Annotated in this window: 23 protein-coding genes; 7 read left to right on the forward strand and 16 right to left on the reverse strand. The window is 53.6% G+C overall.

The genetic code is table 11. The annotated features are described in order from the left end of the window. Window positions 1–106: 106 nt before the first annotated feature. The 6 genes from ABWO67_RS07065 to proC form a co-directional block, all read right to left on the reverse strand. Entirely contained in the window at window positions 107–808 is a 702-nt protein-coding gene (locus ABWO67_RS07065) for an ABC transporter ATP-binding protein (RefSeq protein WP_353149521.1), read from the reverse strand. Then, on the reverse strand, window positions 809–1576 hold the full coding sequence (gene livG / locus ABWO67_RS07070) for a high-affinity branched-chain amino acid ABC transporter ATP-binding protein LivG (protein WP_353149524.1): 768 nt from the start codon (window positions 1574–1576) through the stop codon (window positions 809–811). It abuts the gene before it with no gap. Further along, entirely contained in the window at window positions 1573–2802 is a 1230-nt protein-coding gene (locus ABWO67_RS07075) for a high-affinity branched-chain amino acid ABC transporter permease LivM (RefSeq protein WP_353149527.1), read from the reverse strand. The genes livG and ABWO67_RS07075 overlap by 4 nt, the downstream gene beginning before the upstream one ends. Then, window positions 2802–3728 carry a high-affinity branched-chain amino acid ABC transporter permease LivH gene (livH, locus tag ABWO67_RS07080; protein WP_353149530.1) on the reverse strand — a complete coding sequence of 309 codons (927 nt, stop codon included), beginning with the start codon at window positions 3726–3728 and terminating at the stop codon, window positions 2802–2804. Before livH ends, ABWO67_RS07075 begins: the two co-directional genes overlap by 1 nt. Window positions 3729–3831: 103 nt before the next feature. After that, entirely contained in the window at window positions 3832–4953 is a 1122-nt protein-coding gene (locus ABWO67_RS07085) for a high-affinity branched-chain amino acid ABC transporter substrate-binding protein (protein WP_353149533.1), read from the reverse strand. A gap of 166 nt (window positions 4954–5119) precedes the next feature. Continuing rightward, window positions 5120–5950 (reverse strand): pyrroline-5-carboxylate reductase, encoded by an 831-nt coding sequence (gene proC / locus ABWO67_RS07090; protein WP_353149536.1) that lies wholly within the window; start codon window positions 5948–5950, stop codon window positions 5120–5122. A gap of 164 nt (window positions 5951–6114) precedes the next feature. Between proC and ugpB the strand changes: the two genes are divergently transcribed. The 4 genes from ugpB (at window position 6115) to ABWO67_RS07110 (ending at window position 10483) form a co-directional block, all read left to right on the forward strand. Next, window positions 6115–7422 (forward strand): sn-glycerol-3-phosphate ABC transporter substrate-binding protein UgpB, encoded by a 1308-nt coding sequence (gene ugpB / locus ABWO67_RS07095; protein WP_353149539.1) that lies wholly within the window; start codon window positions 6115–6117, stop codon window positions 7420–7422. 154 nt (window positions 7423–7576) lie between these two features. Continuing rightward, window positions 7577–8458 (forward strand): sn-glycerol-3-phosphate ABC transporter permease UgpA, encoded by an 882-nt coding sequence (gene ugpA / locus ABWO67_RS07100; protein ID WP_353149542.1) that lies wholly within the window; start codon window positions 7577–7579, stop codon window positions 8456–8458. A gap of 30 nt (window positions 8459–8488) precedes the next feature. Further along, window positions 8489–9331, forward strand: a complete 843-nt coding sequence (ugpE, locus tag ABWO67_RS07105; RefSeq protein ID WP_353149545.1) for a sn-glycerol-3-phosphate ABC transporter permease UgpE — start codon at window positions 8489–8491, stop codon at window positions 9329–9331. 66 nt (window positions 9332–9397) lie between these two features. Further along, window positions 9398–10483 carry a sn-glycerol-3-phosphate import ATP-binding protein UgpC gene (locus ABWO67_RS07110; RefSeq protein WP_353149548.1) on the forward strand — a complete coding sequence of 362 codons (1086 nt, stop codon included), beginning with the start codon at window positions 9398–9400 and terminating at the stop codon, window positions 10481–10483. 36 nt (window positions 10484–10519) lie between these two features. Here ABWO67_RS07110 and ABWO67_RS07115 read toward each other — a convergent pair whose 3' ends face one another. The 7 genes from ABWO67_RS07115 to ABWO67_RS07145 all read right to left on the reverse strand — a co-directional run bounded on the left by ABWO67_RS07115 (window position 10520) and on the right by ABWO67_RS07145 (window position 17734). Continuing rightward, on the reverse strand, window positions 10520–11278 hold the full coding sequence (locus tag ABWO67_RS07115; protein ID WP_353149551.1) for a glycosyltransferase family 25 protein: 759 nt from the start codon (window positions 11276–11278) through the stop codon (window positions 10520–10522). Between the two features lie 234 nt (window positions 11279–11512). Further along, entirely contained in the window at window positions 11513–12637 is a 1125-nt protein-coding gene (locus ABWO67_RS07120) for a branched-chain amino acid ABC transporter substrate-binding protein (RefSeq protein WP_353149554.1), read from the reverse strand. A gap of 130 nt (window positions 12638–12767) precedes the next feature. Beyond that, window positions 12768–13289 (reverse strand): Dps family protein, encoded by a 522-nt coding sequence (locus ABWO67_RS07125; protein WP_353149556.1) that lies wholly within the window; start codon window positions 13287–13289, stop codon window positions 12768–12770. Window positions 13290–13384: 95 nt separating this feature from the next. Continuing rightward, a complete protein-coding gene (locus tag ABWO67_RS07130) occupies window positions 13385–14341 on the reverse strand; it encodes a LysR substrate-binding domain-containing protein (protein ID WP_353149559.1) in 957 nt (318 codons plus the stop codon). A gap of 37 nt (window positions 14342–14378) precedes the next feature. Further along, window positions 14379–16469, reverse strand: coding sequence for an ATP-dependent DNA helicase RecG (recG, locus tag ABWO67_RS07135; RefSeq protein WP_353149561.1), 2091 nt, complete (start codon window positions 16467–16469; stop codon window positions 14379–14381). 12 nt (window positions 16470–16481) lie between these two features. Further along, entirely contained in the window at window positions 16482–16868 is a 387-nt protein-coding gene (locus tag ABWO67_RS07140) for a Rid family detoxifying hydrolase (protein WP_353149564.1), read from the reverse strand. 89 nt (window positions 16869–16957) lie between these two features. After that, entirely contained in the window at window positions 16958–17734 is a 777-nt protein-coding gene (locus tag ABWO67_RS07145; protein ID WP_353149567.1) for a ferredoxin--NADP reductase, read from the reverse strand. A 372-nt stretch (window positions 17735–18106) separates the two neighbouring features. On the opposite strand from ABWO67_RS07145, the gene ABWO67_RS07150 reads away from it, so the two are divergent. Genes ABWO67_RS07150 through ABWO67_RS07160 form a run of 3 tightly spaced genes read left to right on the forward strand, consistent with a single transcriptional unit; the run spans window position 18107 to window position 21680 of the window. After that, entirely contained in the window at window positions 18107–19156 is a 1050-nt protein-coding gene (locus ABWO67_RS07150; RefSeq protein WP_353149569.1) for a Fe(3+) ABC transporter substrate-binding protein, read from the forward strand. Between the two features lie 33 nt (window positions 19157–19189). Further along, window positions 19190–20896: an ABC transporter permease gene (locus ABWO67_RS07155; RefSeq protein WP_353149572.1), complete on the forward strand. Its 1707-nt coding sequence runs from the start codon at window positions 19190–19192 to the stop codon at window positions 20894–20896. 1 nt (window position 20897) lies between these two features. Further along, entirely contained in the window at window positions 20898–21680 is a 783-nt protein-coding gene (locus ABWO67_RS07160; protein ID WP_353149575.1) for an ABC transporter ATP-binding protein, read from the forward strand. 16 nt (window positions 21681–21696) lie between these two features. Here ABWO67_RS07160 and ABWO67_RS07165 read toward each other — a convergent pair whose 3' ends face one another. The 3 genes from ABWO67_RS07165 to glnL are packed head-to-tail and all read right to left on the reverse strand — an operon-like array spanning window position 21697 to window position 24917. Further along, window positions 21697–22299: an acyloxyacyl hydrolase gene (locus tag ABWO67_RS07165; RefSeq protein ID WP_353149579.1), complete on the reverse strand. Its 603-nt coding sequence runs from the start codon at window positions 22297–22299 to the stop codon at window positions 21697–21699. A 54-nt stretch (window positions 22300–22353) separates the two neighbouring features. Then, window positions 22354–23871 (reverse strand): nitrogen regulation protein NR(I), encoded by a 1518-nt coding sequence (ntrC, locus tag ABWO67_RS07170; RefSeq protein ID WP_353149582.1) that lies wholly within the window; start codon window positions 23869–23871, stop codon window positions 22354–22356. Next, window positions 23868–24917 carry a nitrogen regulation protein NR(II) gene (glnL, locus tag ABWO67_RS07175; RefSeq protein WP_353149585.1) on the reverse strand — a complete coding sequence of 350 codons (1050 nt, stop codon included), beginning with the start codon at window positions 24915–24917 and terminating at the stop codon, window positions 23868–23870. The genes ntrC and glnL overlap by 4 nt, the downstream gene beginning before the upstream one ends. Window positions 24918–24993 lie beyond the last annotated feature (76 nt).

The following is a 24993-nucleotide window of genomic DNA, read 5'->3' on the forward strand; positions in this document are numbered from 1 at the left end:
CCCCAGCACGTCCGCAAGTCCTATCAACACCTCGGCCAAAAATGCGCTAAAAACAGAAGTGGCCGCAATGGATACACCATTGCGGCCACTAACTGCCTATTGCAAACTACGCGCCTAGATAAGCCTGACGCACTTGGTCATTGACCAGCAAGTTCGCACCGGTATCGGCCAGCACGACCTTACCGGTCTCCAGAACATAACCGCGATCAGCGACCTGCAATGCTTTATTGGCGTTCTGCTCGACCAGGAACACAGTGACGCCCTCTTCACGTATGGTCCGGATAATATCGAAGATCTGGGCAATGATAAGCGGGGCCAATCCCAACGTAGGTTCGTCAAGCAGCAGCAACTTCGGCTTGGTCATCAGGGCGCGCCCAATAGCCAGCATTTGCTGCTCGCCACCCGACATGGTGCCGGCACGTTGATTCGAACGCTCTTTCAAACGCGGAAACAAAGAATAAACGTGGTCCACCCCGCTTTCGATTTCCTTTGCACTCAGGAAAAAGCCCCCCATTTTCAGGTTCTCGACCACGGTAAGGTCAGGAAAAACCCGGCGCCCTTCTGGCGAAATTGCTATGCCTCGGCGCATGATGGTATGCGTTTCAGCTTGCGTGATATCTTCATCTTCAAAGAATACCGTGCCGCTGCGCGCACGCGGCGAACCACACACCGTCATGAGCAACGTGGTTTTTCCCGCACCATTGGCGCCAATCAACGTAACGATTTCACCCTTGTTGACTTCGACCGACACGTCGTTAAGCGCTTGAATCGCACCATAGTAAGTATGTACATTTTGGAGCTTAAGCACTTATTCTTCCCCCAAGTAAGCTTTAATGACACGAGGGTCGACACGAACATCAGCAGGCAATCCGGTAGTAATAGGCTTGCCATGCTCCATAACCATAATCCGATCCGATACCCCCATGACCAAGCTCATATCGTGCTCGATCAGTAATACCGCCACATCGAATTCCCTGCGCAGTTGATCGATTAACTTCTGTAGATCGCGTTTCTCTTGCGGATTAAGGCCAGCGGCGGGTTCGTCCAGCATCAACAGACGTGGCTTGGTAATCATGCAACGGGCGATCTCCAGGCGGCGCTGATGACCATAAGCCAGATTACCGGCTTCACGGTTGGCATATTGACGGATGCCCATGAAGTCCAGCCAATCGCTGGCATTCTGCAAGGCATCCTTTTCCGACTTGCGATACGACGGAACCTTGAACAAGCCTTGCAGCAGACCTGTCTGGATATGGGTGTGCTGTGCGACCATCAGGTTTTCCAGCACCGTCAGGTTCTTGAACAGGCGCACGTTCTGAAAGGTGCGCACCAGCCCTTGCTGAGCCACTTTATGACTAGGCAAACCATTGATCGTTTTACCATCCATGGTAATGGCGCCCGAAGTCGGCTTGTAGAAACCCCCGACGCAATTGAACACCGTGGTCTTGCCGGCGCCATTGGGCCCGATAATGGCAAACACTTCATCGCGCTTTACTTCGAATGCGACCTGGTCAACGGCCAACAGACCGCCAAACCGCATGGTAAGGCCGGATACCTTCAGCAATCCTTCACTCATGCTTTAAGCTCCACTTGCGGACGTTTAACGGGCAACAGTCCTTGTGGACGCCACATCATCATTAACACCATCACCAATCCAAAAATCAACATTCGATATTCTGCAAACTCACGTGCGATCTCGGGCACGACAGTCAGCACGATAGCGGCCAGAATCACCCCAACCTGGGAACCCATACCGCCTAATACCACAATGGCCAGGATCAATGCGGATTCCATGAAGGTGAAAGATTCCGGGTTGACCAACCCTTGGCGGGCGGCGAAAAATGCACCGCCCAGGCCAGCGAACGTGGCACCCATGGTAAATGCCGACAACTTGATCCGCGTTGGATTCAGGCCAAGAGAGCGGCAAGCGATTTCATCTTCGCGCAAGGCCTCCCAAGCACGGCCGATCGGCATGCGTATCACTCGATTGGAAACATACAAAGCGAACAAGGCCATGCACAAGGCCGTCAGATATAAATAAACAATGACGTCCTGGTTAGAGAAGGTCCAGCCTACCAACTCATGAAAGGTGGTTTGGCCTTCGGCCGCGCGCCTTGCCATGGGAAAACCGAACACTGTCGGCTTGGGAATACCGGAAATACCGTCAGGCCCGCCCGTAAACGAATACATGTTGATAAGCAGCAGGCGAATGATTTCGCCAAAACCCAATGTGACGATTGCCAGGTAATCGCCGCGCAAGCGCAGCACCGGAAAACCTAGAACAAAACCGAACAATGCGGACATGGCGCCAGCCAGAGGCAAGGCTTGCCAAAAGCCCCACCCTGCCCAGTGGTACAACAAAGCATAGGTATAAGCACCGACGGCATAAAAGCCCACGAACCCCAAGTCCAGCAATCCGGCAAACCCCACAACGATATTCAGGCCCAGACCCAACATGATGTAGATGAGCACCAGCGTAGCAATATCCACATGCGCACGGCCAGTAAAAAACGGAAAGATGACGGCGATGGCGACCAATAAGAATATCAATCCGCGCCGGGCTGATTCGGGCAGCACGGGCATAGCCCGCTTAGTCCCTTTTCCTGCAAACAGACGGGCAAAGAACGGACGAACCAAAACCTGAAATACAAACACGATTGCCATCCCGCCGACAATCATGTCCCATTCTGGTTTCAGATGGGTTTGCATGCCCACGCGGACAATTTGCAAACCGAAGATAGGCGCAATAATAACGCCAGCCATGAAGGCGGCGATCAGCGCATTTTTGACGTTGTTACCCATTACACTTTTTCCACTTCGGGTTTACCAAGCAAGCCGGTTGGGCGAAACAGCAAGATAAAGACCAACAGGCCGAATGCCACGATGTCCTTGTATTGCGACGAGATATAAGCTGCGGCAAAGGTTTCCGCCAAGCCCAACAGTACGCCGCCAAGCATCGCGCCCGGGATACTGCCTATGCCGCCTAACACCGCTGCGGTAAATGCTTTGATCCCCGCCAGGAAACCGATGAAGGGATTCAGCTTGCCTATGGCCAGCGCAATGAGCACCCCGCCTACTGCCGCCAACATCGCGCCGATAATGAAAGTGAAGGAAATAATCCGGTTGGTATCGATACCCAACAAATTGGCCATGCGCAAATCTTGCGAGCAGGCGCGCGAGGCGCGGCCAATGCGGGAGTATTTGATGAACAAAGTCAGGGCAATCATGAGCAACACCGTAACAACGATGATCATGATGCGGGAATACGGCGCCGTAATAACGAAGTCGGTCCCTAGTTGAAACTGTACTGAACCGGTTACCAAGGCAGGCACTGCCATGTCGCGGGCGCCTTGGCCGATAGCGACCCAGTTCTGCAGGAAAATCGACATGCCGATGGCCGAGATGAGAGGCACCAGCCTGGGACCGCCGCGCAGAGGTGCGTAGGCGACCTTCTCGATAGCATAGCCATATACGCCAGTAACAAGCACGGCAATGACAAGCATGATCAGAATGATCATGGGCAGCGGCAACCCGCTGTTTACGCCGATAGCAGAAAGCGTGACCAGACCGACATAAGCGCCGATCATGTAAATCTCACCGTGCGCGAAGTTAATCATGCCGATGATGCCATAGACCATTGTGTAGCCGATGGCGATAAGCGCATAAATCGCGCCTAGCGACAAGCCATTAAAAAGCTGTTGCGTAAGTTGGGGTATGAGGTCAGACATAAAGCGTGAGTTCCGATGCGTCAGCCTGGAATGTGCGCACAAGCTGGCCGAGGAATAAAAGAAATGCCCCAGCCTGTTAGGGCTGGAGCAGGCAGTGCTGCAATTAGAACTTCAGTTGCTCCATGTTGCCGGCCTTGTCCCATTTAAAGACGGCAAATTCAAATTCTTTCAGATCGCCCTTGGCATCGTATTCAACTTTACCGATGGCTGTATTGAAAGCGTTTGCGTGCATGTAATCAGCGACCTTGGCAGGATCGGTACCCACGGCATTGATACTGTCGGCCAGGATCTGTACGGCAGCATAAGCAGTAAGCGTAAAGGCGCCATCAGGGCTGCGCTTGGCATTCTTGAAGTTTTCAAGAATTTTTTCGTTGCCTGGCAGCTTGGTGAAGTCGGATGGCAATGTAACCAGCAAGCCTTCGATTGCAGGCCCGGCAATAGCGACGAGGTCCTTGTTGGCAACGCCTTCAGGCCCCATGAACTGAGTGGTCAGGCCTTGTTCACGCGCCTGGCGCAGCAGCAAGCCAAGTTCGGCGTGGTAACCGCCGAAATAAATAAGGTCGGGCTTAAGGGACTTGAGCTTGGTGATGACAGCAGAGTAGTCGCTGTCGCCAACGTTGATGCCTTCGAAAAGAGCGACATCGACTTTGTCTTTGACCAAGTTATCGCGAACCTGCGAAGCAACGCCCGAACCGTAGGTTTGCTTATCGTGCAGGATGGCAACTGTCTTGGGCTTGAGTGCTTTGACTATATAACCGGCAGCGAAAGGACCTTGCTGGTCGTCGCGGCCGATAGTGCGAAAGAAGTAATGCGGCTTGATCGTATCGGTAACCAGCGGCGAAGTCGCTCCCGGAGTGATCGCAACGATACCTTCTTGTTCGTAGACGTTGACGGCTGGGACGGTAGTGCCCGAGCAAGCGTGGGCCACAGCAAACTTCGCGCCAGAATTGATAACCCGGTTCGCGGCCGGTACGGCCTGCTTGGGTTCGCAGCCGTCGTCAATCAACAAGGGTTCCAGCTTTTGTCCCTTGACGCCACCAGCGGCGTTGATGGCTTCGATAGCGGTAAGCGCGCCAGCCTGGATCTGGTCACCGTACTGTGTGGCCGGGCCGGTCATGGGTTGAGGAATGCCAATTTTAATATTATCGGCTGCATAGACGCTGCCGGCGAATGCCATGGCGCTGATTGTCACCACTAAGGGCGATACTTTTTTGAGAAACTTCATGCCTACAGATCTCCGGTTTAGACCGCCGCAACCAGATTCATGTTACGAATCTTAGTATTTTGTTACGGCGCGCCATGATATTTAGCTTCCGCCTCTAACGGCTAGCGTATTCTGACGATTACCCTAGCCGCTGTCACTACGGATAAGCCCTTACAAACATCATTTTTTAGGAGAACTCGCTGGACAATTCGGCGGCACGATCTGCCGCGGCTTTCATGGCTGCCTGAACAATATCTGGAAACTGCCGCTCTTGAAGCACCGCCACCGCCGCTGCCGTCGTGCCGCCTTTTGAAGTGACACGTTCACGCAAAACAGTAAGGCTTTCAGGAGACAAGGCAGCCAATTGGGTTGCGCCAGTCAGCGTGGCCAACGCCAGTGTGCGAGCCTGGTCATGACTAAGCCCTTGTGTTACGCCCCCTTGAATCAAGGCATCGAGAAACAAGAACACATATGCAGGACCGCTACCTGATAACGCAGTAACCATGTCGATTTCGGCATCGTTCTCGACCCAGACCACTTCGCCTACTGCGCGCATGAGTTGTTGGGCGACCATTTTTTCGTCTTCCGACACACCGGCCCCCGCCATCAGGCCGCTGGCGCCTGCACCAATAAGCGCTGGCGTATTGGGCATGCAGCGTATAAGACGAGTAAAGGGTTGCTCAGGAGAACCTAGCCACTGCCCCAGCGTCGCACTGGAAATACCTGCGGCGATACTGATAACTAATGTGTCATCCTGCAAAAACCGGCGGCAGTTTTGCACAGCTTCTTTCATGTATTGCGGCTTGACTGCAAAAATCCAGACGCGGCGACTGGCCAGTACTTCGTCAGGCGCAGATGCAACCGTTGCGCCCTGCTGGACCCAAGGCTCAAGCACCGACGGATTAATGTCAACGACGTGCACATCATGAGCGCCACAGCGCTTGCCTATAAGGCCCGCGCCCAAAGCGGTCGCCATATTGCCGCCACCAATAAATGCGATAGTAAGTTCTTTAGTCATAGGCTGAATATTGTACGGTTTTCGGAATTCACTGCGGGTATATTTGCATTGACCGCTTGGGAGTTATGTCGTTACAGTCACGCCAATGTAATAAACCAGTCATACACTTATTACGAATCCGGCCCTTTGCATTGATTGGGCAGGCAATCTCAGGAGAGTGACTCATGCGAGCAAAATTTTTTGCATTATCCCTTGCTGGCATAATTGCCGGCATGGGCGCAGCAAACGCTGCCACAGATATCAATTTTTGGCATTCCATGGAAGGCGCTTTGGGCGACCGTGTGAATGCATTGGTAAACGACTTCAATAAAAGCCAATCCGATTACGTCGTCAATGCCATTTACAAAGGCGCTTACGGCGAATCCATGAACGCAGGGATCGCTGCTTTCCGTGCTGGTAATGCCCCCGACATCCTTCAGGTGTTCGAAGTGGGTACCGCCACCATGATGTATGCCAAAGGCGCCATCCAGCCAGTCCAGGAAATGTCGGAAAAGGTGGGCGACCCCATCAAACAAACCGACTTTCTTGGCGCAGTAGCCAGCTACTATTCCTCGCCTGAGGGAAAATTGGTGTCGATGCCGTTCAACAGCTCGACGCCCGTCTTCTATTACAACAAGGATGCCTTCAAGAAGGCGGGCCTTGACGCCGAAAAGCCGCCCAAAACCTGGGAAGAAGTCTCTGAAGTCGCCAAGAAGCTGCGCGCAGCCGGACAGGAATGCGGCTACACCACGTCGTGGCCGGCATGGATCCAGCTGGAAACCTTCGCCGCTTGGCACAACGTTCCGTATGCCTCCAAGGACAATGGTTTCGGCGGCCTCGACGCGCGCCTTGAACTTAACAACCCGGTTTTCGTCAAGCACATGACCTTCCTGGCGAATATGGCCAAAGAAGGCACGTTCACCTACGGCGGCCGTGGCGATGCGCCCAATTCCTTGTTTACCACTGGCAAATGCGCCATGTTTACAGGTTCCAGCGGTAATCGCGCCAATATTATCAAAACCGGTAATTTTGCTTTCGGCACTTCTACCCTGCCTTACTATGCCGACGTCAAAGGCGCTCCCCAAAATACGATCATTGGCGGCGCATCGCTGTGGGTCTTCGCCAAGAAGTCCCCAGAGGTCTATAAAGGCGTGACCAAATTCTTCAAGTTTATTTCCAGCCCGGAAAAATCGGCTGAATGGCATCAAGGCACTGGTTATGTACCCGTTACCAAGGCTGGCTACGAACTCACACAAAAATCCGGTTTCTATGACAAGAATCCCGGTTCCAATATCGCTGTCCAACAGCTTGATGCCACCACCACCGAAAACTCGCGTGGCGTGCGTCTGGGCTACTTGCCACAAATCCGCGAGATCGAAGATGGCGAAATGGAAAAGATTTTCTCTGGCAGCGTGACACCAGAAGCTGGTCTGGCGAACATGGTCAAACGAGGCAATGAATTGCTAGAGCGTTTCGAAAAAAGCGTCAAATAAGGCTTTACCGCCGTAAAATCGACACCGCAGGTGACGTCCCGGTATTGGACGTTCCTGCGGTTTTCGTCTTATGCAACAATAACGCCCTTTCTCTCAACATAAGCTATGAGCCCGCGCCAGACCAGAGCCCGTAGCAATTTAAGACTTTCTTTCCATGGAAAAACGCGTTGTTTTTAGCCATAAAACGCTACCGTATCTGCTGCTGGCGCCACAACTGCTTATTACGATTGTGTTTTTCTTTTTGCCTGCCGGACAGGCACTATGGCAGTCTTTTCGTATTGAAGACCCATTCGGCTTATCTTCCCAATTCGTAGGGCTGAGCAACTTTATTGACTTGTTCGCCAACGAGGACTATGTCCACTCATTCGAAGTCACCGCGATATTCTCAGCACTTGTGGCCGTACTGGGGCTTACGATCTCGCTGGTGCTGGCTGTCATTGCCAACCGAGTCGTTCGTGCCGCCGGCATATACAAGACTTTGCTGATATGGCCCTATGCCGTTGCAACTGCTGTCGCAGGCGTCTTATGGCTATTTCTGTTTTCGCCTTCCGTGGGCATTTTCGCTGTTTACCTGACGCAAGCCGGCTTTAGCTGGAACCCGCGGCTCGACGGCAATGACGCCATGATTCTCGTGGTTCTTGCATCGGTATGGAAACAGATTTCCTACAATTTCCTATTTTTCCTCGCTGGCCTCCAGTCGATTCCGCGCTCCCTGATCGAAGCAGCCGCGATTGACGGCGCCAGCCCCATGCGGCGTTTCTGGACCATTGTCTTTCCCCTGCTGTCGCCAACCACCTTTTTCCTGCTGGTGGTCAACGTCATCTATGCGTTCTTTGATACGTTTGCCGTTATCGACATCATGACTCAAGGCGGGCCAGGCACCGAGACTGCCATTCTTGTCTACAAGGTTTACAACGCCGGATTCAAGGGGCTGGATCTGGGCTCGTCCGCCGCCCAATCCGTCATCCTGATGGTAATCGTCGTACTGCTTACCGTCATACAGTTCCGTTACGTCGACCGCAAGGTCAATTACTGATGCGCCCGCGCGCACCTGGCAAGGCTACACATGATTGAACGCCGTCCCTACCTGGATATCCTGTCCCACATCATCCTGATACTGGGGGTGGCGGTAATCGCCTTCCCGCTGTACATCACAGTGATCGCATCCACGCAAACCGCACAGGAAGTCGCTCAGGCTCCAATGTCGCTGCTTCCAGGCAGCCATTTCCTGGAAAACTATACGACAGTCCTGTTCGGTACTGGCGGCAATGCGCCCCCCGTTGCGCGCATGATGTGGGTTAGCACTGTAATGGCGCTGGTCATCGCCATCGGCAAGATTGCGATCTCCATGCTTTCAGCTTTTGCCGTCGTCTACTTCCGCTTCCGCTTCCGGATGTTCTTTTTCTGGATGATCTTTGTCACATTGATGCTGCCTGTCGAGGTCCGTATTGCACCCACATACCAAGTGGTGTCCGATCTGGGCATGCTCAATAGCTACGCTGGTTTGACCTTGCCCTTGATCGCGTCAGCCACAGCCACGTTTCTGTTTCGGCAGTTCTTCTTGACTGTTCCGGACGAGCTGATCGAAGCCGCGCGCATAGACGGCGCGGGCCCTTTGCGCTTTTTCAAGGATGTATTGCTACCCTTGTCGCGCACCAGTATTGCCGCGCTATTCGTCATTCAGTTCATCTATGGCTGGAACCAGTATCTATGGCCGCTCATCATCACCACACAAGAAAACATGTACCCCGTCGTGATCGGCATCAAGCGCATGATTGCCGGGGGCGATAGCGTCACCCAGTGGAATCTGGTCATGGCCACCGCTTTGCTTGCGATGATTCCGCCTGCCGCTGTTGTTATCTTCATGCAAAGATGGTTTGTCAAAGGCTTGATCGACGCTGAAAAGTGATCGCCTCCCCCCTCACACGCACTCACAACCTGCCTCGCCCGGCACACCGATTTTGGAATAAAGCACATGGCTACACTCAGTTTTCGTAACGTAACCAAGACCTATCCCGGAGATATTGCCGTTATACATGGCATAGACATGGACGTTGCGGATGGCGAGTTCATTGTTATCGTCGGCCCGTCGGGCTGCGGAAAATCCACACTGATGCGCATGGTGGCCGGGCTCGAAAGCGTTACAAGCGGTGAAATCAGCATTGACGACAAGGTCGTCAACAAGCTGGAGCCGGCAGAACGCGATATTGCCATGGTTTTTCAAAACTATGCGCTCTACCCCCACATGACGGTCTTCGAAAACATGGCCTATGGCCTGAAGATACGCAAGTTCGACAAAACAGAAATCCAGAGCCGCGTCGACAGAGCTGCCAAGATACTTGAACTGTCGCTTTTACTTGACCGCCGCCCCCGCCAATTGTCGGGCGGCCAGCGGCAGCGCGTTGCGATGGGACGCGCGATCGTTCGCGACCCGAAAGTATTCTTGTTTGACGAGCCCTTATCCAACCTGGATGCCAAACTGCGTGTACAGATGCGGCTGGAAATTCAAAAACTGCATCATCGCCTGAAGACGACGAGCCTGTACGTTACCCACGATCAAGTCGAAGCCATGACGCTGGCGCAACGCATGGTGGTGATGAATAAAGGCATACCCGAGCAAATCGGCACCCCCATCGAAGTCTTCGAGAAACCGGCGTCCATTTTTGTAGCCAGCTTCATCGGTTCCCCGCCCATGAATCTTATTCCTGTCCAGATCGATGATCAGCGACAGGTCAAAGATGAAAATGGAGCATCACTGCAAATCGACACTCAACTTGTTCCCGCCACCCTGGTCAACCAGAAAGTCATCATGGGAATGCGCCCGGAGCACATGAAACTACATGCGCCGGGTATTGCCATCGATATCGAAATGGTAGAGATACTGGGTTCGGAACAACTGATACACGGCCGCCACGGCGATACAGCAGTAGTGCTGCGTTGCCCTGTGGGCCTGACCAAGGACTTTCCTTTGCAGTTGGGGGAGACGGTACAGGTAGGTCCCGATGGCGCCCATGCATTGCATTGGTTCGATATGGCAACTGGAAAGCGGATCGAAGACTGATTTCGTTGTAGTCAGGTCATGTACGACAATGCTTGATCAAAGCGAACGTGTCAGAACAGGATGCATGATGCCATGTCCAACACGACAGACACGTTGGAAGATTGTTTTTTCTTGCCCTTCTCGTGGCATCCTGGCGGCCGCTGGGCGAGAGACTCTTGCTTGCTCAGGCTCCCAAACCACCGGTGAAGTCACGGACCATAAACGAATCAGCCCTTTTTCTTGAAAACGGCTCCAATGATCTGCCACTGTCCAGATTGGATAGAGACTCTTCGAAAGACTTCTGGCGCCTGCCTGATTAATCATATAACCACTAGCCAGCCATACACTGCCTGCCGGACGAATCGCTGCCCGATCTGATAGAAGTTGCTTTGCCGTAAAACGATATCCACGCGACACGCGAGTCAACTGGAGCATCTCAGGGTGCACATTTGACAACACCCCACTAAGACCAAAACTGGAACTCGTATCTAGCAACTCTCCAAATTCGTCAGCGATACAGACATCATCCTCAAGGATTACGGCCATATCCAGCCCGCGTTGAACTATATCCCGATAAATGGCAAGATGACTAAGTGCACGACCCACTTCGCCCGGTGACATCACACCATACTCTTGAGTCAGTAACTGCCTACTGAGATGTCGATCCAAGTCAGCTTCAGATAGGGACCGTCCGTCAATCGCATCAAAAAAAATGGGATTAATGGTATGTCCCGCTAAAGCGGCCTTCATTCTATTTCGCTTTGCAATATCAGCACGTAAGTTGATGACATAGCACGGAATATGCACAGCTGCCATATGTACTCGAACAAGTAATTTTTATAATTGATTATTGTAAATTACATTGTGAATCAAACGGTAACATTTAGCAGATAAGCTTGCTTTCCATCAAGCTGCAGCCATCTGGCACACTTCAACCATCTGAACTGACCGGAGCACTTTACGCCATATTGGCGTTGTTGACAGTAAACAGCCACTGCTTAAACAGTGGCTGTCGGCGCGTTGTCTACGCGCCACTTACTATCGCTACCGCTATTTATAAACAGATTTCGAGCCGTCTTTATGCCAGGTGAAGACATCGAATTTGAAATCATTCAGGTCGCCCTGCTTGTTCCAGGATATCTTGCCGATCGGCGTTTCGACACTATTGGCATGCAAGTAAGCTGCGACTTTGATTGGGTCGTCGACGCCAGCACCCTTGATGCCATCGGCAATTGCTTTGGTCGCCGAGTATGCGGTTAGCTGGAATGCGCCGCTAGGATCGCGTTTTTTATCGGTGAATGCTTTGACGATAGCTGCATTGGAAGGATCTTTTGTGAAATCGGCTGGCAAGGTTACCAACAAGCCTTCTACCGACGCACCAGCGATAGCGTTGATGTCAGGGTTGCCCACGCCTTCAGGCCCCATGAACTTAGTCTTCAGGCCTTGCTCGGCGCCTTGGCGCAGCAGCAATCCCATTTCGGGGTGATAGCCGCCGTAATAAACGAAATCAGCACCTTCGGATTTCAGCTTGGTAATAACGGCGGAATAGTCCGTATCGCCAGCATTGATACCCTCGAACAACACGACCTTGATGCCGGCTTTTTCGAGTTCGCTTTTCACCGAGCTGGCAATGCCCTGTCCATACGATTGCTTGTCGTGCAATATGGCAACTTTTTGGGGCTTGATGTTCTCGATAATGAACTTGGCTGCAGCAGGACCTTGCTGATCGTCGCGCCCGATGGTGCGAAAGATCATGTCGTAGCCTTTGCCATCGGTAACAGCGGGCGAAGTAGCCGATGGCGTAACCATGACCACGCCTTCGTTGTTATAGATATTGGTTGCAGCAATGGTGGCGCCCGAACATACGTGGCCAACCACATAATGGATTTTGTCATTGACGACGCGGTTGGCAACAACCGGGCCTTGTTTAGGCTCGCAACCGTCGTCGATAGTTACCGTTTCCAGCTGCTTGCCGAGCACACCGCCGGCTGCATTGATTTGTTCGACGGCGGTATCAACCCCTTCTTTGACCATGGCGCCGTACTGGGTAACCGAACCGGTAAAGGGGCCGGCTATGGCGATTTTGATGGTGTCAGCCGCGCTGGCGCCTGCAGACATCATTATGCCTGCGGCCAGGCCAATGGCGGCCGCAATGGGAGTAAAACGAATTTTCATAAAGCCTCCTGAAGGTACGTTGCAAAGCATACACCGAATGGCCTTGGCCGAGGCAATGATCCACACAGGGTTTTCTCTATGGTAATAAACAAAAAAGCCCCGAAAAACGGGGCTTGAAATGCGTGGTGTTTTACTGCAGCAGGCTGCGCAGCATCCAGGCATTTTTTTCGTGAATATCCAGCCGTTGTGTCAGCAGATCAGCGGTAGGCTGGTCACCAACGCCGTCGGCCTTTTTAAAAGCCGCCCGAGCGGTTTTAGCAACAGCTTCATTACCGCGCACCAACAACTGAATCATTTCTTCGGCATTGGGTACCGAACTAGGTTCGGCAATGGACGAAAGCTTGGTGTATTCAGCGTAAGTGCCTGGCGCGTAATGACCTAGGGCGCGTATACGCTCAGCAATATTGTCGAGCGCTTGCCATTCTTCGGTGTACTGGGTCATGAACATTTGGTGCAGCGTATTGAATAACGGACCCGTGACATTCCAGTGGAAATTATGGGTCATCAGGTAAAGCGTATAAGAATCGGCCAACATTTTGGAAAGTTCGCCTGCTACCGTAGCCCTGTCTTTATCGGAAATCCCGATGTCGATAGGCAAGCCTTTATCGGTCATTCTTGTCGTTTTGCTATCTAACTTAGCCGCTTTTGCCATGTAGACCTCCAGTTGTTTGCGATCGAGTTCGCTGCTTACGAGAATACCATGGTGCTGTTAAAAATTTCTTGCAGGCGCATTCATGTTGATTTTCTTCAAACCTGCGCCAATGCAACCGCTGGCGAGCTCTCCAGATAATTCACTCCAGGTAAATCAGAATCGCGTATCGCGCTGATCAGAGCGTCGATAGCTGTCGGCCTGGGAAAGCTTTTGCGCCAGATGAGCACCACGCGCCGATCCGGAACAGGCTTTTTGAATGGGATATAAGCCAGCAAATTATTTTCCAGACCAGGCATGGACAACGCACTGGTCGGCAATACCGTCACGCCGATGCCGGCGGCGACCATATGCCGTATGGTTTCCAGGGAAGAGCCTTCGAATGTGCGCTGTATCCCTTCACTGGACGCGGAAAACCTGGATAGTTCAGGACACACTTCAAGCACCTGATCCCGAAAGCAATGCCCTGCACCCAGCAGCAACATAGTCTCTTCCTTCAGGGAAGCGGCATCGATCTCTTTGAGCTTAGTCCAGGGATGATCTTTGGGAACAGCGACGAGAAAGGGTTCGTCATACAAGGGATGGATCATCAAGCCCGATTCCGGTAAGGGCAAAGCTACGATGGCGCAATCGATCTCCCCCTGGCGTAGTAGTTCGAGCAAGCGCACCGTGAAGTTTTCTTGCAAAAGCAGCGGCATCTGAGGCGTAGCCGCAATTTGCGTCGGAACCAATCGAGGCAAGAGATAAGGACCGATGGTGTGAATAACCCCTACGCGCAGCGGACCGGCCAGTGGATCATGCCCTTGCCGCGCAATCTCGCGCAAATTGGCGCCCTCTTCCAGCACACGCTGGGCCTGAGCCACCACCCGCAGGCCTATCGGAGTGATACCGACCTCGTTACCGCCACGCTCGAACAACACAACACCCAGCTCATCTTCGAGCTTGCGTATGGCTACCGACAGAGTAGGCTGGCTGACAAAACAGGCTTCAGCAGCCCGGCCAAAATGCCGCTCGCGCGCCACCGCCACGATGTATTTCAGTTCAGTCAAAGTCATTACGTGTCTCGCAATTAAAAATAGGACTAGGCCAGCGCTAGCTGCGCAGAAAATCTTGTTTTCCGCGCATCCATCGCTGTAAATGGGCGCTGGCGTGCTTGGGAAAACGATCACGCAAATCACGCGCCGCTTCTTGCGCCTGCTGGACCAACATTGCGTCGGTCTCGATACTGGCAAAACGCAATAACTCCTGGCCAGACTGGCGGACACCCAAAAATTCGCCAGGACCGCGTTGTTCCAGGTCTCGACGGGCAATTTCAAAGCCATCAGCCGTTTCATACATAGCACGCAAACGCTGTCGCGCTACCGCCGACAAAGGCGCCTGATACATCAGCACACAGACAGACTGCTGGCTGCCTCGCCCGACGCGGCCGCGCAGCTGGTGCAATTGCGCCAGCCCGAATCGCTCCGCATGCTCGATAATCATCAGGGAAGCATTGGGCACATCGACCCCGACCTCGATAACCGTTGTCGCCACCAACACATCCAGCATACCGTTGCGAAACTCCTGCATGACTTGCTGCTTGGCAACTGCAGGCAACCGGCCATGGATCAGGCCCACCCGCATATCGGGCAGCGCCTGCACGAGCTTGGCGTGGGTGTCGACTGCCGTCTGCAGTTGCAGCGCCTCGCTTTCTTCGACCAAAGGACATACCCAGTATGCCTGGCGCCCTTGCCTGACTTCGGCAACCACATGGCCCAGCACCTCGTCGCGCCGCGTGTCGGCGACAAGCTTGGTCAACACCGGGCTTCGTCCCGGCGGCAACTCATCAATCACCGAGACATCCAAGTCTGCAAAAAATGTCATGGCCAGGGTCCGTGGGATAGGCGTAGCGCTCATGCTAAGTTGATGGGGAATAATCGCCTGGCCACTTTCCGACCCTTCGCCCTTACGGCTCAATTCAAGCCGTTGACCAACCCCAAACCTGTGCTGCTCATCCAGAATGACGAGGCCCAGGTTCGCAAAATTGACCTTATCCTGTATAAGCGCCTGCGTTCCGATCACCAATTGAGCCTGTCCTGACTCTATGGCGGCCGTAGCAGCCTTGCGTGCCTTGGCGGCCAGGCTGCCCGTAAGCCATGCTACCGTAACGCCCAGCGGTTCTAGCCACCCTACCAGTTTCTGGAAATGCTGTTCAGCCAGGATTTCCGTGGGCGCCATAATCGCGACCTGACTATTACTGGAAATAGCCTGGGCCGCGGCAAATGCAGCAACTATGGTTTTACCGCTGCCTACGTCCCCCTGCAGCAAGCGGTGCATGGGGAATGCTTGCGATAAATCATACGAAATTTCAGCAATAACGCGCTTTTGTGCCGCCGTCAGGGAAAAAGGCAGGCTGCGCGCCAAAGCGTCTACCAGCTTGCCCTGATCTCCATGCAACTGCCTGGTGCGCTGACGGCGACGCGCAGCACGCGCTGCGGCGAGCGATAGCTGTTGGGCCAATAATTCGTCGAACTTGATACGAGTCCACGCTGGATGCCCGCGCTCTAATAAGTCATGATACGAAATACTGGGTGGAGGATGATGCAATATCCGGATCGCCTCGGCAAAAGGCACCAACCCATACTGTTGGCAGGTTTCAAGCGGCAGCGTATCCGAAAGGTCAGCCTCGCCAAGAGCCCGGTCAATAGCCTTGCGCAAGCTTGCCTGCGACAAGCCGTCGGTAGTGGGATACACCGGCGTTAATGCATCAGGCAACGCGGTACCTGCGACAGTCACCTTGGGATGCACCATTTCATAGCCGCCAAAGCCGCTACGCACCTCACCGCGGACGCGTATGTGTTTGCCGACGGCCACTTGCTTTTGCTGACTGGGATAAAAATTAAGCCAGCGCAACGTCAAGGCGCCGGTGCCGTCTTCAATGACCGCCACCAGTTGCCGCCTGGGCCGAAATTGCACCTCGCTTCTCACCACTTCGCCTTCGACCTGCGCCGACACGCCCGGAAACGCGGACAAAATGGGTATGACCTGAGTCTCGTCTTCGTACCGTATTGGCAAATGCACGACAAAATCGGAAGGCGTGATCAAGCCCAAATGCTGGAGCTTGCGTTCGACCAGCGAACCGGACTTGGCGGCGGGCTGCGTTTCAGCCCGCGCCGCTTTATTGCCGGATGCCGTTGCTACCACTCGCGTTCCTGCTTAAATAACGATAATCGCTTCAACTTCAAACTGCGCGCCTTTGGGCAAGGCGGCTACGCCTATCGTTGAGCGAGCGGGAAACGGCTGAGGAATGATGTCAGCCATGATGGCGTTGGCACTGGCGAACTTGCTGAGATCCGTCAGGAACAAGGTCAGTTTGACAATGCTGTCCAGCGTGCCGCCGGCAGCTTCGATAACTGCCTGCATGTTCGCGAAGGACTGCCGAACCTGGCCTTCAAAATTTTCGGAGACCAGCTCACCGGTAGCGGGCTCCAGGCCGATTTGCCCGGACAAGTAAACCGTTTTCCCTGACCCGGCTACCACTGCCTGGGAATAGGGGCCGACGGCGGCGGGAGCCGAATCGGTATGAATAATTTGCTTAGCCATAGATGTAGTCTCTGTAAGGTAAATAAAACAACTATCAGAGTTTAATCATCTATAGCTTGAATTAACAAGCCCCTTTCGATCGAAGGGCATTATTTTTCTACAAATGCCCTTTCAATGACGTAATCCCCTGGCTGCCCTACACCACCGGAAACCACGAAACCGCGCTTATCAAGCATGGCGCCGATATCTGCAAGCATGTGCGGACTGCCGCAAAGCATGGCGCGGTCTACCTGAGGATCCAACGGTGGCAGCCCGATATCGGCGAACAGCTTGCCGCTTTCGACCATCTCGGTGATGCGCCCCTGATTGCGGAAAGGCTCGCGCGTAACCGAAGGGTAGTAAATTAGCTTTTCGCGAACGATATCGCCAAAGTATTCATTGTTCGGTAATTCGTTTTGAATATAGTCGGCATATGCCAGCTCGCTTTTGAAGCGTACGCCATGCAATAAAACGACCTTTTCGAAGCGTTCATAGACATCGGGGTCTTTGATGATGCTCATGAACGGCGCAAGCCCAGTGCCAGTCGCAAACAGATAAAGGTGCTTGCCGGGTTTGAGATCGTCTACCAGCAACGTGCCGACCGGCTTTTTGCTGACCAATACCGTGTCGCCTTCTTTCAGATGCTGCAAACGCGAAGTCAGCGGACCGTCTTGTACCTTGATACTGAGAAATTCGAGATTTTCTTCGTAGTTGGCGCTGGCAATGCTATAGGCGCGCATCAGTGGCTTGCCATTGACCTCCAGGCCCAGCATCACGAAGTGCCCGTTATGAAACCGCAATGCAGGGTCGCGCGTGGTAGTGAAAGAAAATAAAGTGTCGTTCCAATGACGAACGTTGAGAACCTGCTCAGTATTAAAGGCTGCCATGTTTCTGTAAAAAATAAGTTACCCGAGGCGGGGGAAATAAAGCATCGTGCGCTGCGGCCCACCAGCCAGAAGGCATGATTTTAGCCTGCTGACCCCAACGTTTGCTTAATGCCGGACACTCATCAAGGATATTACGGCCACAATCCCATAACTCAAGGGTTGTCGTCGGCAAAAAAAGCTTGTGATTTAAGATGGATCAAATAAAGCTGGAAAAATATAATTTAATGGGTAGATCGTGCTCTCACAGATTGAATAGTTTGACATAGTCTGCTATCTTTCTGGTATCTATATGAGAATCATTTCCATTCAAGCAATTATCTGTCTTTCTTTGCCTCATCCATCATTTCCATCTATCTGCCCAGGAGAAGTTAAATGCGCTCAACCCGAGAGCTGCGCCCGTTGTTTCAGTCGTTAATTCTGGCGGGCGTTACAGCCTTGTCGGCGCTTCCTGCAGCGGCTTCTGCTGCTGATGTCAGCCTGTACACGACACGCGAACCCAAACTGATACAACCTCTGCTTGATGAGTTCACAAAAGATACCGGCATAAAGGTCAATACCGTTTTCGTCAAAGACGGCCTCATTGAACGGGTAAAAGCCGAAGGCGAAAAATCGCCCGCTGATTTACTGATGACGGTCGACATCGGCAACTTGCTTGATCTGGTTGAAGCCGGTATTACTCAGCCCGTTGAATCCAAGATTCTGAACGAAACCATTCCCGCCAATCTGCGTGGCACGGATAACCAGTGGTACACCCTTTCCTTGCGCGACCGGGTTGCCTATGTCGCCAAAGACCTGGACGTCAACGCGATAACCTATGAAGCCTTCGCCGACCCTAAATGGAAAGGTAAAGTCTGCATACGATCTGGCCAGCATCCTTATAACACCGCCATGATCGCCGCCATGATCGCCCACGACGGCGCTCCAGCCACGGAAGCCTGGCTGCGCAATGTCAAGAACAACCTAGGGCGCAAGGCTGCCGGCGGAGACCGTGACGTCGCACGCGATATCCTCGGCGGTATCTGCGATATCGGTATTGCCAACGCCTACTACGTGGGCCGCATGAAAAACGCCGAACCTGGCACCGATGCCCGCAAATGGGGGGATGCCATCAAGGTCGTACGCCCAACGTTCGCCAACGAAAAGAGCCGCGGCACCCATGTTAATATTTCCGGCGCTTCTGTCGCCAAGTATGCACCTAATAAAGAGAACGCTGTAAAGCTGCTCGAGTATCTGGTGTCAGACAAAGCACAAGGCTTGTATGCCAATGCCAACTACGAATATCCAGTCAAGGCTGGGGTCAAGCTTGATCCAGTGGTCGCCAGTTTCGGCCCATTGGTAATCGATCCCTTACCCCTTACCGAAATCGCCAAGCATCGCAAACAAGCTAGCGAACTCGTAGACAAAGTTGGATTCAACAACTAAAAGCTAGTCTTTTTCAATAAAGCGCGGGCTTGGATGTCCGCGCTTTATTCACTTTTGCAGGAACACCCGCTGTTGTATTTGCGCCGTTTTTTCTCATGTGAAGCTGGCTTAAGCTGGCGGGTCAGCGCCATTGCGATCGCGCTGTGCGTAGTGGCCCCTGTTATTACCTTATGCTGGTTCGCACTCCAAGGGTCGACTGAACACTGGTCGCACCTATTGACGTATGTACTGCCTACTGCATTCCGCAATACGGTATTCCTGTTAATGGGTGTCGGCATATTGGTCAGTTGCCTGGGTGTAGGCAGCGCCTGGCTTATCACCGCATTTGAGTTTCCATCCCGCCGGGTATTGTCGTGGGCGTTATTGCTTCCCCTCGCCGTGCCTACCTATATCGTAGCCTTTGCCTACCTGGATATTCTGCACCCGATTGGGCCAGTGCAAACCTTATTGCGCGACCTGCTGGGCTATGACAGCCCGCGTCAATTCCGGCTTCCCGATTTGCGGTCTTTGCCTGGCGCCATATTTTTGCTTGGATTTGTGCTTTACCCCTATGTCTATCTGAGCACACGCGTGATGTTCGCCACGCAAGCGTCCAGCCTGCTGGAAGCCGCACGAATACTCGGTGCATCAGGCCGCAGCACTTTCTTTCGTGTGGCCTTGCCCATGGCCCGCCCAGCCATTGCTGTTGGAGTAAGCCTGGCGCTGCTTGAAACATTGAACGATATCGGCGCTTCGGAATTCCTGGGCGTACAAACGCTGACCGTATCGGTATACACAACATGGGTCACCCGCTCCGACCTGGCCGGCGCCGCCCAGATCGCATTGGCCATGCTGGCTATCGTGATTATCCTCATCCTGATCGAACGGCATGGCCGCCGACGCCAACGCTATGCCAGCACTCAACGGGCGCGAGCTATCCAACCCAAGAAACTTAAGGGTAGTGCCGCCGTCATTGCTGTGGTCCTCGGATGGCTTCCGATTACTATCGGCTTTGTCGCCCCCGCCTTGTACCTGCTGAACGAAACCATCAAGCATATCAATAGTGTAGGCGCCGTGTCGGACCAGCTGCTGCTTAGCGGCTATAACACCGTCAAGGTGGCACTATTGGCCACGGTCGCGACGCTGGCCTGCGGGCTGATCATCGCCTGGGCGGCACGCGCTGTACGCCACGGCTCACCTTTTACCCTGGCTAAATTATGCGCCCGGGTTGCGACCTCAGGCTATGCCATTCCAGGCACCGTACTGGCTATTGGCTTGCTAACCCCCCTAATGCTGATTGACGGGCTTGCATCGTGGTTCTGGCAGTTGCTGGGCTATGCCGACCCGGGCCTGCTGCTAATGGGCACCACTACCGCTTTAGTATGCGCTTACGTCATACGCTTCCTGGCTATATCCATAGGCGGACTTGAGTCGGGCTTGGCCCGTATTCCGCCATCCATGGAGCAAGCTTCACGTCTATTGGGCGAAACATCAAGCGGCACTTTGCGCCGCATTCACTTGCCCTTGCTGCGCCCAGCCATAGGGGCCGCGGCTTTGCTGATTTTTGTGGATGCGATGAAAGAGCTTCCTGCAACCCTGCTATTACGGCCTGTCAATTTCGACACACTGGCAACGTGGCTCTATGCCGAGGCTGCACGCGGCACGTACGAAGAAGGGTCTGTCGCAGCGCTAGCCATCGTACTTGCCGGCCTATTGCCCGTTATTCTATTGGCTCGTACTCAACTTAAAGCAACGCACTAGCATGTCTGAACTGCTCAAACTGAATCATGTCTCGCTGGCGTACGACACGCCTGACGGCGCGATAGCTGTCGTCAAGGACTTGTCCTTATCACTTGAAAAGGGCCACATTGGCTGCCTGCTGGGTGCTTCTGGCTGCGGCAAAACCACAGTACTGCGCGCCATCGCCGGATTCGAACCGCTACGCGCAGGATCCATATCCCTGGGTGACACGGCGCTGTCGACAGTCGATAAACAGATAGAGCCAGAGCATCGACATGTAGGCATGATGTTCCAGGACTATGCGCTGTTCCCGCATCTTAATGTAGAAAGAAATATCGCCTTCGGGCTGCGCCGCTGGACCAAACCACAACGAAAACTGCGCGTGCATGAATTGCTGACACTTGTCGGCCTGGAAGAGTCCGGCGCAAAGTATCCTCACGAACTCTCTGGAGGACAGCAACAACGTGTAGCTCTGGCACGCGCCCTCGCCCCCGAACCCGAGCTTTTACTGCTTGATGAACCGTTCTCGAACCTTGATGTAGATACCCGCGAACGCCTGGCTTTTGAAGTACGCGACATTCTGAAAAAAACCGGCCACACCGCCATACTGGTCACACACAATCAAGCAGAGGCCTTTGCGATCGCCGACCGTATCGGCGTCATGCAAGGCGGCGTCATTGCGCAATGGGACACCCCTTATGGCTTGCATAATAATCCGGCCAGCGCTTTCGTTGCCGACTTTATCAAACGCGAAGCCTTGATGGCGCAACGCGCGCAAGCCTATTTACGCGGGGATGCAACATAACACACAGCCTGGCTCGTCAATACCGATATGTGTAGGTAAGTTGATATAAATCCAATCCGTCATTGGGCAACTTTATCCCGGCATTGGAAAAATGGGAAAACCGCAGGCCTATCTCATGCGAACGGTTTATCAAGAAGCCAAGCCCGACATGATCGCCAAACTGAAACGCAGTCCCAAAATGACGATCGGCAAATCGCGTGCGGCTCAACACGGTGGCGCCCACGCCAATCTCGGTATAAAAATATTCATTTGGCCACCAGCGCAACATAGGTGTCGCACTGAGTTGCCACAAAGAATCCGGGTCGCCTTGTGTGGCGGTCCAATAAGACACCCCTAGTTCCGCATTAAGCTCAAGACGCCCCCAGCCACTTTGAGATCGGTAGCTCCACCACGTAGGCGTTTGATAAACCAGGGTTGCGTTTCGATAATGATCCTGGAAGCCAAGGCGGAAGCCCCACCCCTGCCCTGGCGAGTGATCAGCAGAAGCAGTCGCATGCAACGGCGCCGAATTTGTGGAAGCCGCGGGCTGGGCATAAGCTGGCAACGCCGAAGCTCCCAAAACGATAGAAAACAATAGAAAATGACGTAAATGCCGGGGTCGACCTGCGTCATGCGCCATAATGCTTCCCTTCAGGATGATAAGACTTCAGGCAGAGCAATTGTTATGCCTGAATCACTGTGCGTCGTCCGCGTTGTCGTTCAGACCTAACTCACTACACTTGCGCGTCAAGGTGTTGCGCCCTATTCCCAGACGCTGAGCGGCTTCCATGCGGCGCCCCTGGCTATGCCGTAATGCTGTTTCCAGCAATGTACGTTCAAAATCACGAGTAAGCGTCGCCATGATCGCCGGCTCACTGCGCGCCAGCCTGGCTTGCGCCTCGCGTGCCAAAAGCGGCAACCAGGAAGCTTGGGGCGCCTCTTGAGCTACTGAAGCGAGTGCTTCCTTATGATCATGCTCACTTGTGTAGGCATCTGGACTATCCTGCTTCTCGTAGCCGACGACGGAATCAATGCCCTGAGTCTGTCCGAGCACTTCGGGGGGTAAATCCTTGACTTCGACAAGCTGGCTGGAAGACATGACTGTCAGCCACTGACAAAAATTTTCCAGCTGGCGAATATTTCCTGGGTAGTCAAACCTCATCATTGCTTGCAAAGCGGCCGGCGAAAACCGACGCACAGGCACGCCCAGGTCGCGCGCACTATTTTGCATAAACAACTGGGCAAGCGCAGGAATATCTTCCTTGCGTTCCCGCAAAGGAGGAAGCCGCAACCGAATGACATTAAGTCGATGAAAAAGGTCTTCGCGAAAACGCCCTTGCGCTACCCGTTGTTCGAGGGGCTGGTGGGTCGCCGCGACAATGCGCACATCGGCATGAATGGCTTGAGAACCGCCCACCCGGTAAAAGCTCCCTTCAGCAAGCACTCGCAGTAAGCGGGTTTGAAGTTCAAACGGCATGTCGCCGATCTCATCCAAAAACAACGTGCCATTGCGCGCCTCTTCAAAACGGCCGCGGCGCAATTGGGTGGCCCCCGTAAAGGCGCCACGCTCATGGCCGAACAATTCTGCTTCCAACAAATCCTTCGGAATAGCTGCGGCATTCAATGCAATGAAGGGGCCATCGGCCCTATTGCTATGGGTATGCAGCGCCTTGGCAATCAGTTCTTTGCCGGTCCCTGATTCGCCTGTAATCAACACCGTCACACTGGATGCCGCCAGCCGGCCGATAGCCCGAAAAACCTCCTGCATCGCGGGCGACGATGACTGCATCATGTTGCTTTCGCTCTCGGCCGGAATCGCAGTGCGCTCTGGTCCGGCATGCGAACCACCTGCCGCCGCCTGGATTGCCCGCTGGATCAGCGCTACCGCCACATTAACGTCGAAAGGTTTGGGCAGGTAATCGAAAGCCCCCTTCTGGAACGCCGCAACGGTGCTGTTTAAATCGGTAAAGGCTGTCATGACAATCACCGGCAAGCCGGGATGGTCCTGTTTAATACGGTGCAGCAGGTTCAAGCCATCTTCACCCGGCATGCGGATATCGGTAACCAGCACCGACGGCACACCGTTTTCAAAGGCCTCGCGCACCTCGCTTGCGGACGCAAAAGTCTGCGCAGGAATCGCTTCACGCGCTAGTGCTTTTTCAAGTACCCAGCGTATGCTTTGGTCATCGTCAACAATCCAAACGGGCTTCATGCATACTCCAAAGGCAGGATCATCCGGAACTCGGTATGGCCCTGCCGCGAATCGAATTCGATAATACCGCCATGCTGTTGCACAAACTCTTGAGCCAAACTCAGGCCCAGGCCGGTGCCGTTGGGCCGCCCCGTCACCAGCGGATGAAATACCTTGTCATGCAACGCCGCAGGTATTCCCGGCCCGTTATCAATGACTGAAACCACGACAGCAAGCTTTGCCTGGTGGGTTGCCAATAATAATTGGCGACCAATACGGGTTCGTAGCGTAAGCCGGGGCATCTGAACCTGCGGGTCCTCAGTCAAAGCCTGCGCCGCATTGCGCGCAATATTCAGAAAAGCCTGCAAGAGCCTTGAAAAATCTCCGTGTAAATCAGGCACTGATGCATCGTAATCACGAATCACATCCAGCTTCGTAAATTCCGCACTAACCAGGGTGTAGACCCGCTCGCAAATCTCATGAATATTGAACAGCCCCTTATGCAAGGTTTCACCCTGAGGCGCTATCAGCCGGTCAACCAGGCTTGCCAAGCGATCGGCTTCGGCAATAATGACCTGCGTATACTCATGAAGCGTGTCCGTGCCCAGTTCGGCTTCCAACAACTGGGCTGCACCGCGTATGCCCCCCAAAGGGTTTTTGACTTCATGGGCCAAATTGCGCAAAGACTCCCGTTGAGCGGCCAGTTCCTTGCTAAGCTGCTGATGGCGATCCATCAGGATGTGATGCTCTATGACACGGATTTCCAGCAAGGCTGTCCAGGCCTGCTTGTGCAAGGGCACAATAGCAAGGCTGACCGGTACGGCCGCGCCCAAACGTTCCAGCGTGAGATCCTGACGCATAACACCGAATTCGCCTGCTATCGCGTCTGGAAATCGGGCTTGCAACGTAGCATCAGCACTAAACAGCCTGCTTGCCTCAATGCGCATCAATTGCCGACGGGACAGACCGAACAATTCTTCTGCCGCGGTATTGGCATACTCGATCAAGCCGCGACGATCCAGCAATAAAATCGCTGTCGATAATAAGTCGTAACTGGCTACGTCCATGATCCGCCTTTACCAATCCGAAGGCCGGATTAACGTCGTTCATAGGGATGGCAAGTTGCAGCTTGAGCAGACCGGC

This window comes from Pollutimonas bauzanensis (assembly GCF_040393045.1).
In the GTDB taxonomy this organism is placed as follows: Bacteria; Pseudomonadota; Gammaproteobacteria; order Burkholderiales; family Burkholderiaceae_B; genus Pollutimonas; species Pollutimonas bauzanensis_A.

Coding starts and splice junctions, on each gene's coding strand:
- ABWO67_RS07115 (WP_353149551.1), bottom strand. CDS start 11,278: ATGGCAGCTGTGCATATTCCGTGCTATGTCATCAACTTACGTGCTGAT.
- glnL (WP_353149585.1), bottom strand. CDS start 24,917: ATGGACGTAGCCAGTTACGACTTATTATCGACAGCGATTTTATTGCTG.
- ugpB (WP_353149539.1), top strand. CDS start 6,115: ATGCGAGCAAAATTTTTTGCATTATCCCTTGCTGGCATAATTGCCGGC.
- livG (WP_353149524.1), bottom strand. CDS start 1,576: ATGAGTGAAGGATTGCTGAAGGTATCCGGCCTTACCATGCGGTTTGGC.
- ABWO67_RS07165 (WP_353149579.1), bottom strand. CDS start 22,299: ATGGCGCATGACGCAGGTCGACCCCGGCATTTACGTCATTTTCTATTG.
- ABWO67_RS07155 (WP_353149572.1), top strand. CDS start 19,190: ATGTCCGCGCTTTATTCACTTTTGCAGGAACACCCGCTGTTGTATTTG.
- ABWO67_RS07130 (WP_353149559.1), bottom strand. CDS start 14,341: ATGACTTTGACTGAACTGAAATACATCGTGGCGGTGGCGCGCGAGCGG.
- ABWO67_RS07145 (WP_353149567.1), bottom strand. CDS start 17,734: ATGGCAGCCTTTAATACTGAGCAGGTTCTCAACGTTCGTCATTGGAAC.
- ugpA (WP_353149542.1), top strand. CDS start 7,577: ATGGAAAAACGCGTTGTTTTTAGCCATAAAACGCTACCGTATCTGCTG.
- ABWO67_RS07140 (WP_353149564.1), bottom strand. CDS start 16,868: ATGGCTAAGCAAATTATTCATACCGATTCGGCTCCCGCCGCCGTCGGC.
- ABWO67_RS07160 (WP_353149575.1), top strand. CDS start 20,898: ATGTCTGAACTGCTCAAACTGAATCATGTCTCGCTGGCGTACGACACG.
- ABWO67_RS07125 (WP_353149556.1), bottom strand. CDS start 13,289: ATGGCAAAAGCGGCTAAGTTAGATAGCAAAACGACAAGAATGACCGAT.
- ABWO67_RS07075 (WP_353149527.1), bottom strand. CDS start 2,802: ATGGGTAACAACGTCAAAAATGCGCTGATCGCCGCCTTCATGGCTGGC.
- livH (WP_353149530.1), bottom strand. CDS start 3,728: ATGTCTGACCTCATACCCCAACTTACGCAACAGCTTTTTAATGGCTTG.
- ugpE (WP_353149545.1), top strand. CDS start 8,489: ATGATTGAACGCCGTCCCTACCTGGATATCCTGTCCCACATCATCCTG.
- proC (WP_353149536.1), bottom strand. CDS start 5,950: ATGACTAAAGAACTTACTATCGCATTTATTGGTGGCGGCAATATGGCG.
- ntrC (WP_353149582.1), bottom strand. CDS start 23,871: ATGAAGCCCGTTTGGATTGTTGACGATGACCAAAGCATACGCTGGGTA.
- ABWO67_RS07120 (WP_353149554.1), bottom strand. CDS start 12,637: ATGAAAATTCGTTTTACTCCCATTGCGGCCGCCATTGGCCTGGCCGCA.
- ABWO67_RS07110 (WP_353149548.1), top strand. CDS start 9,398: ATGGCTACACTCAGTTTTCGTAACGTAACCAAGACCTATCCCGGAGAT.
- ABWO67_RS07085 (WP_353149533.1), bottom strand. CDS start 4,953: ATGAAGTTTCTCAAAAAAGTATCGCCCTTAGTGGTGACAATCAGCGCC.
- ABWO67_RS07150 (WP_353149569.1), top strand. CDS start 18,107: ATGCGCTCAACCCGAGAGCTGCGCCCGTTGTTTCAGTCGTTAATTCTG.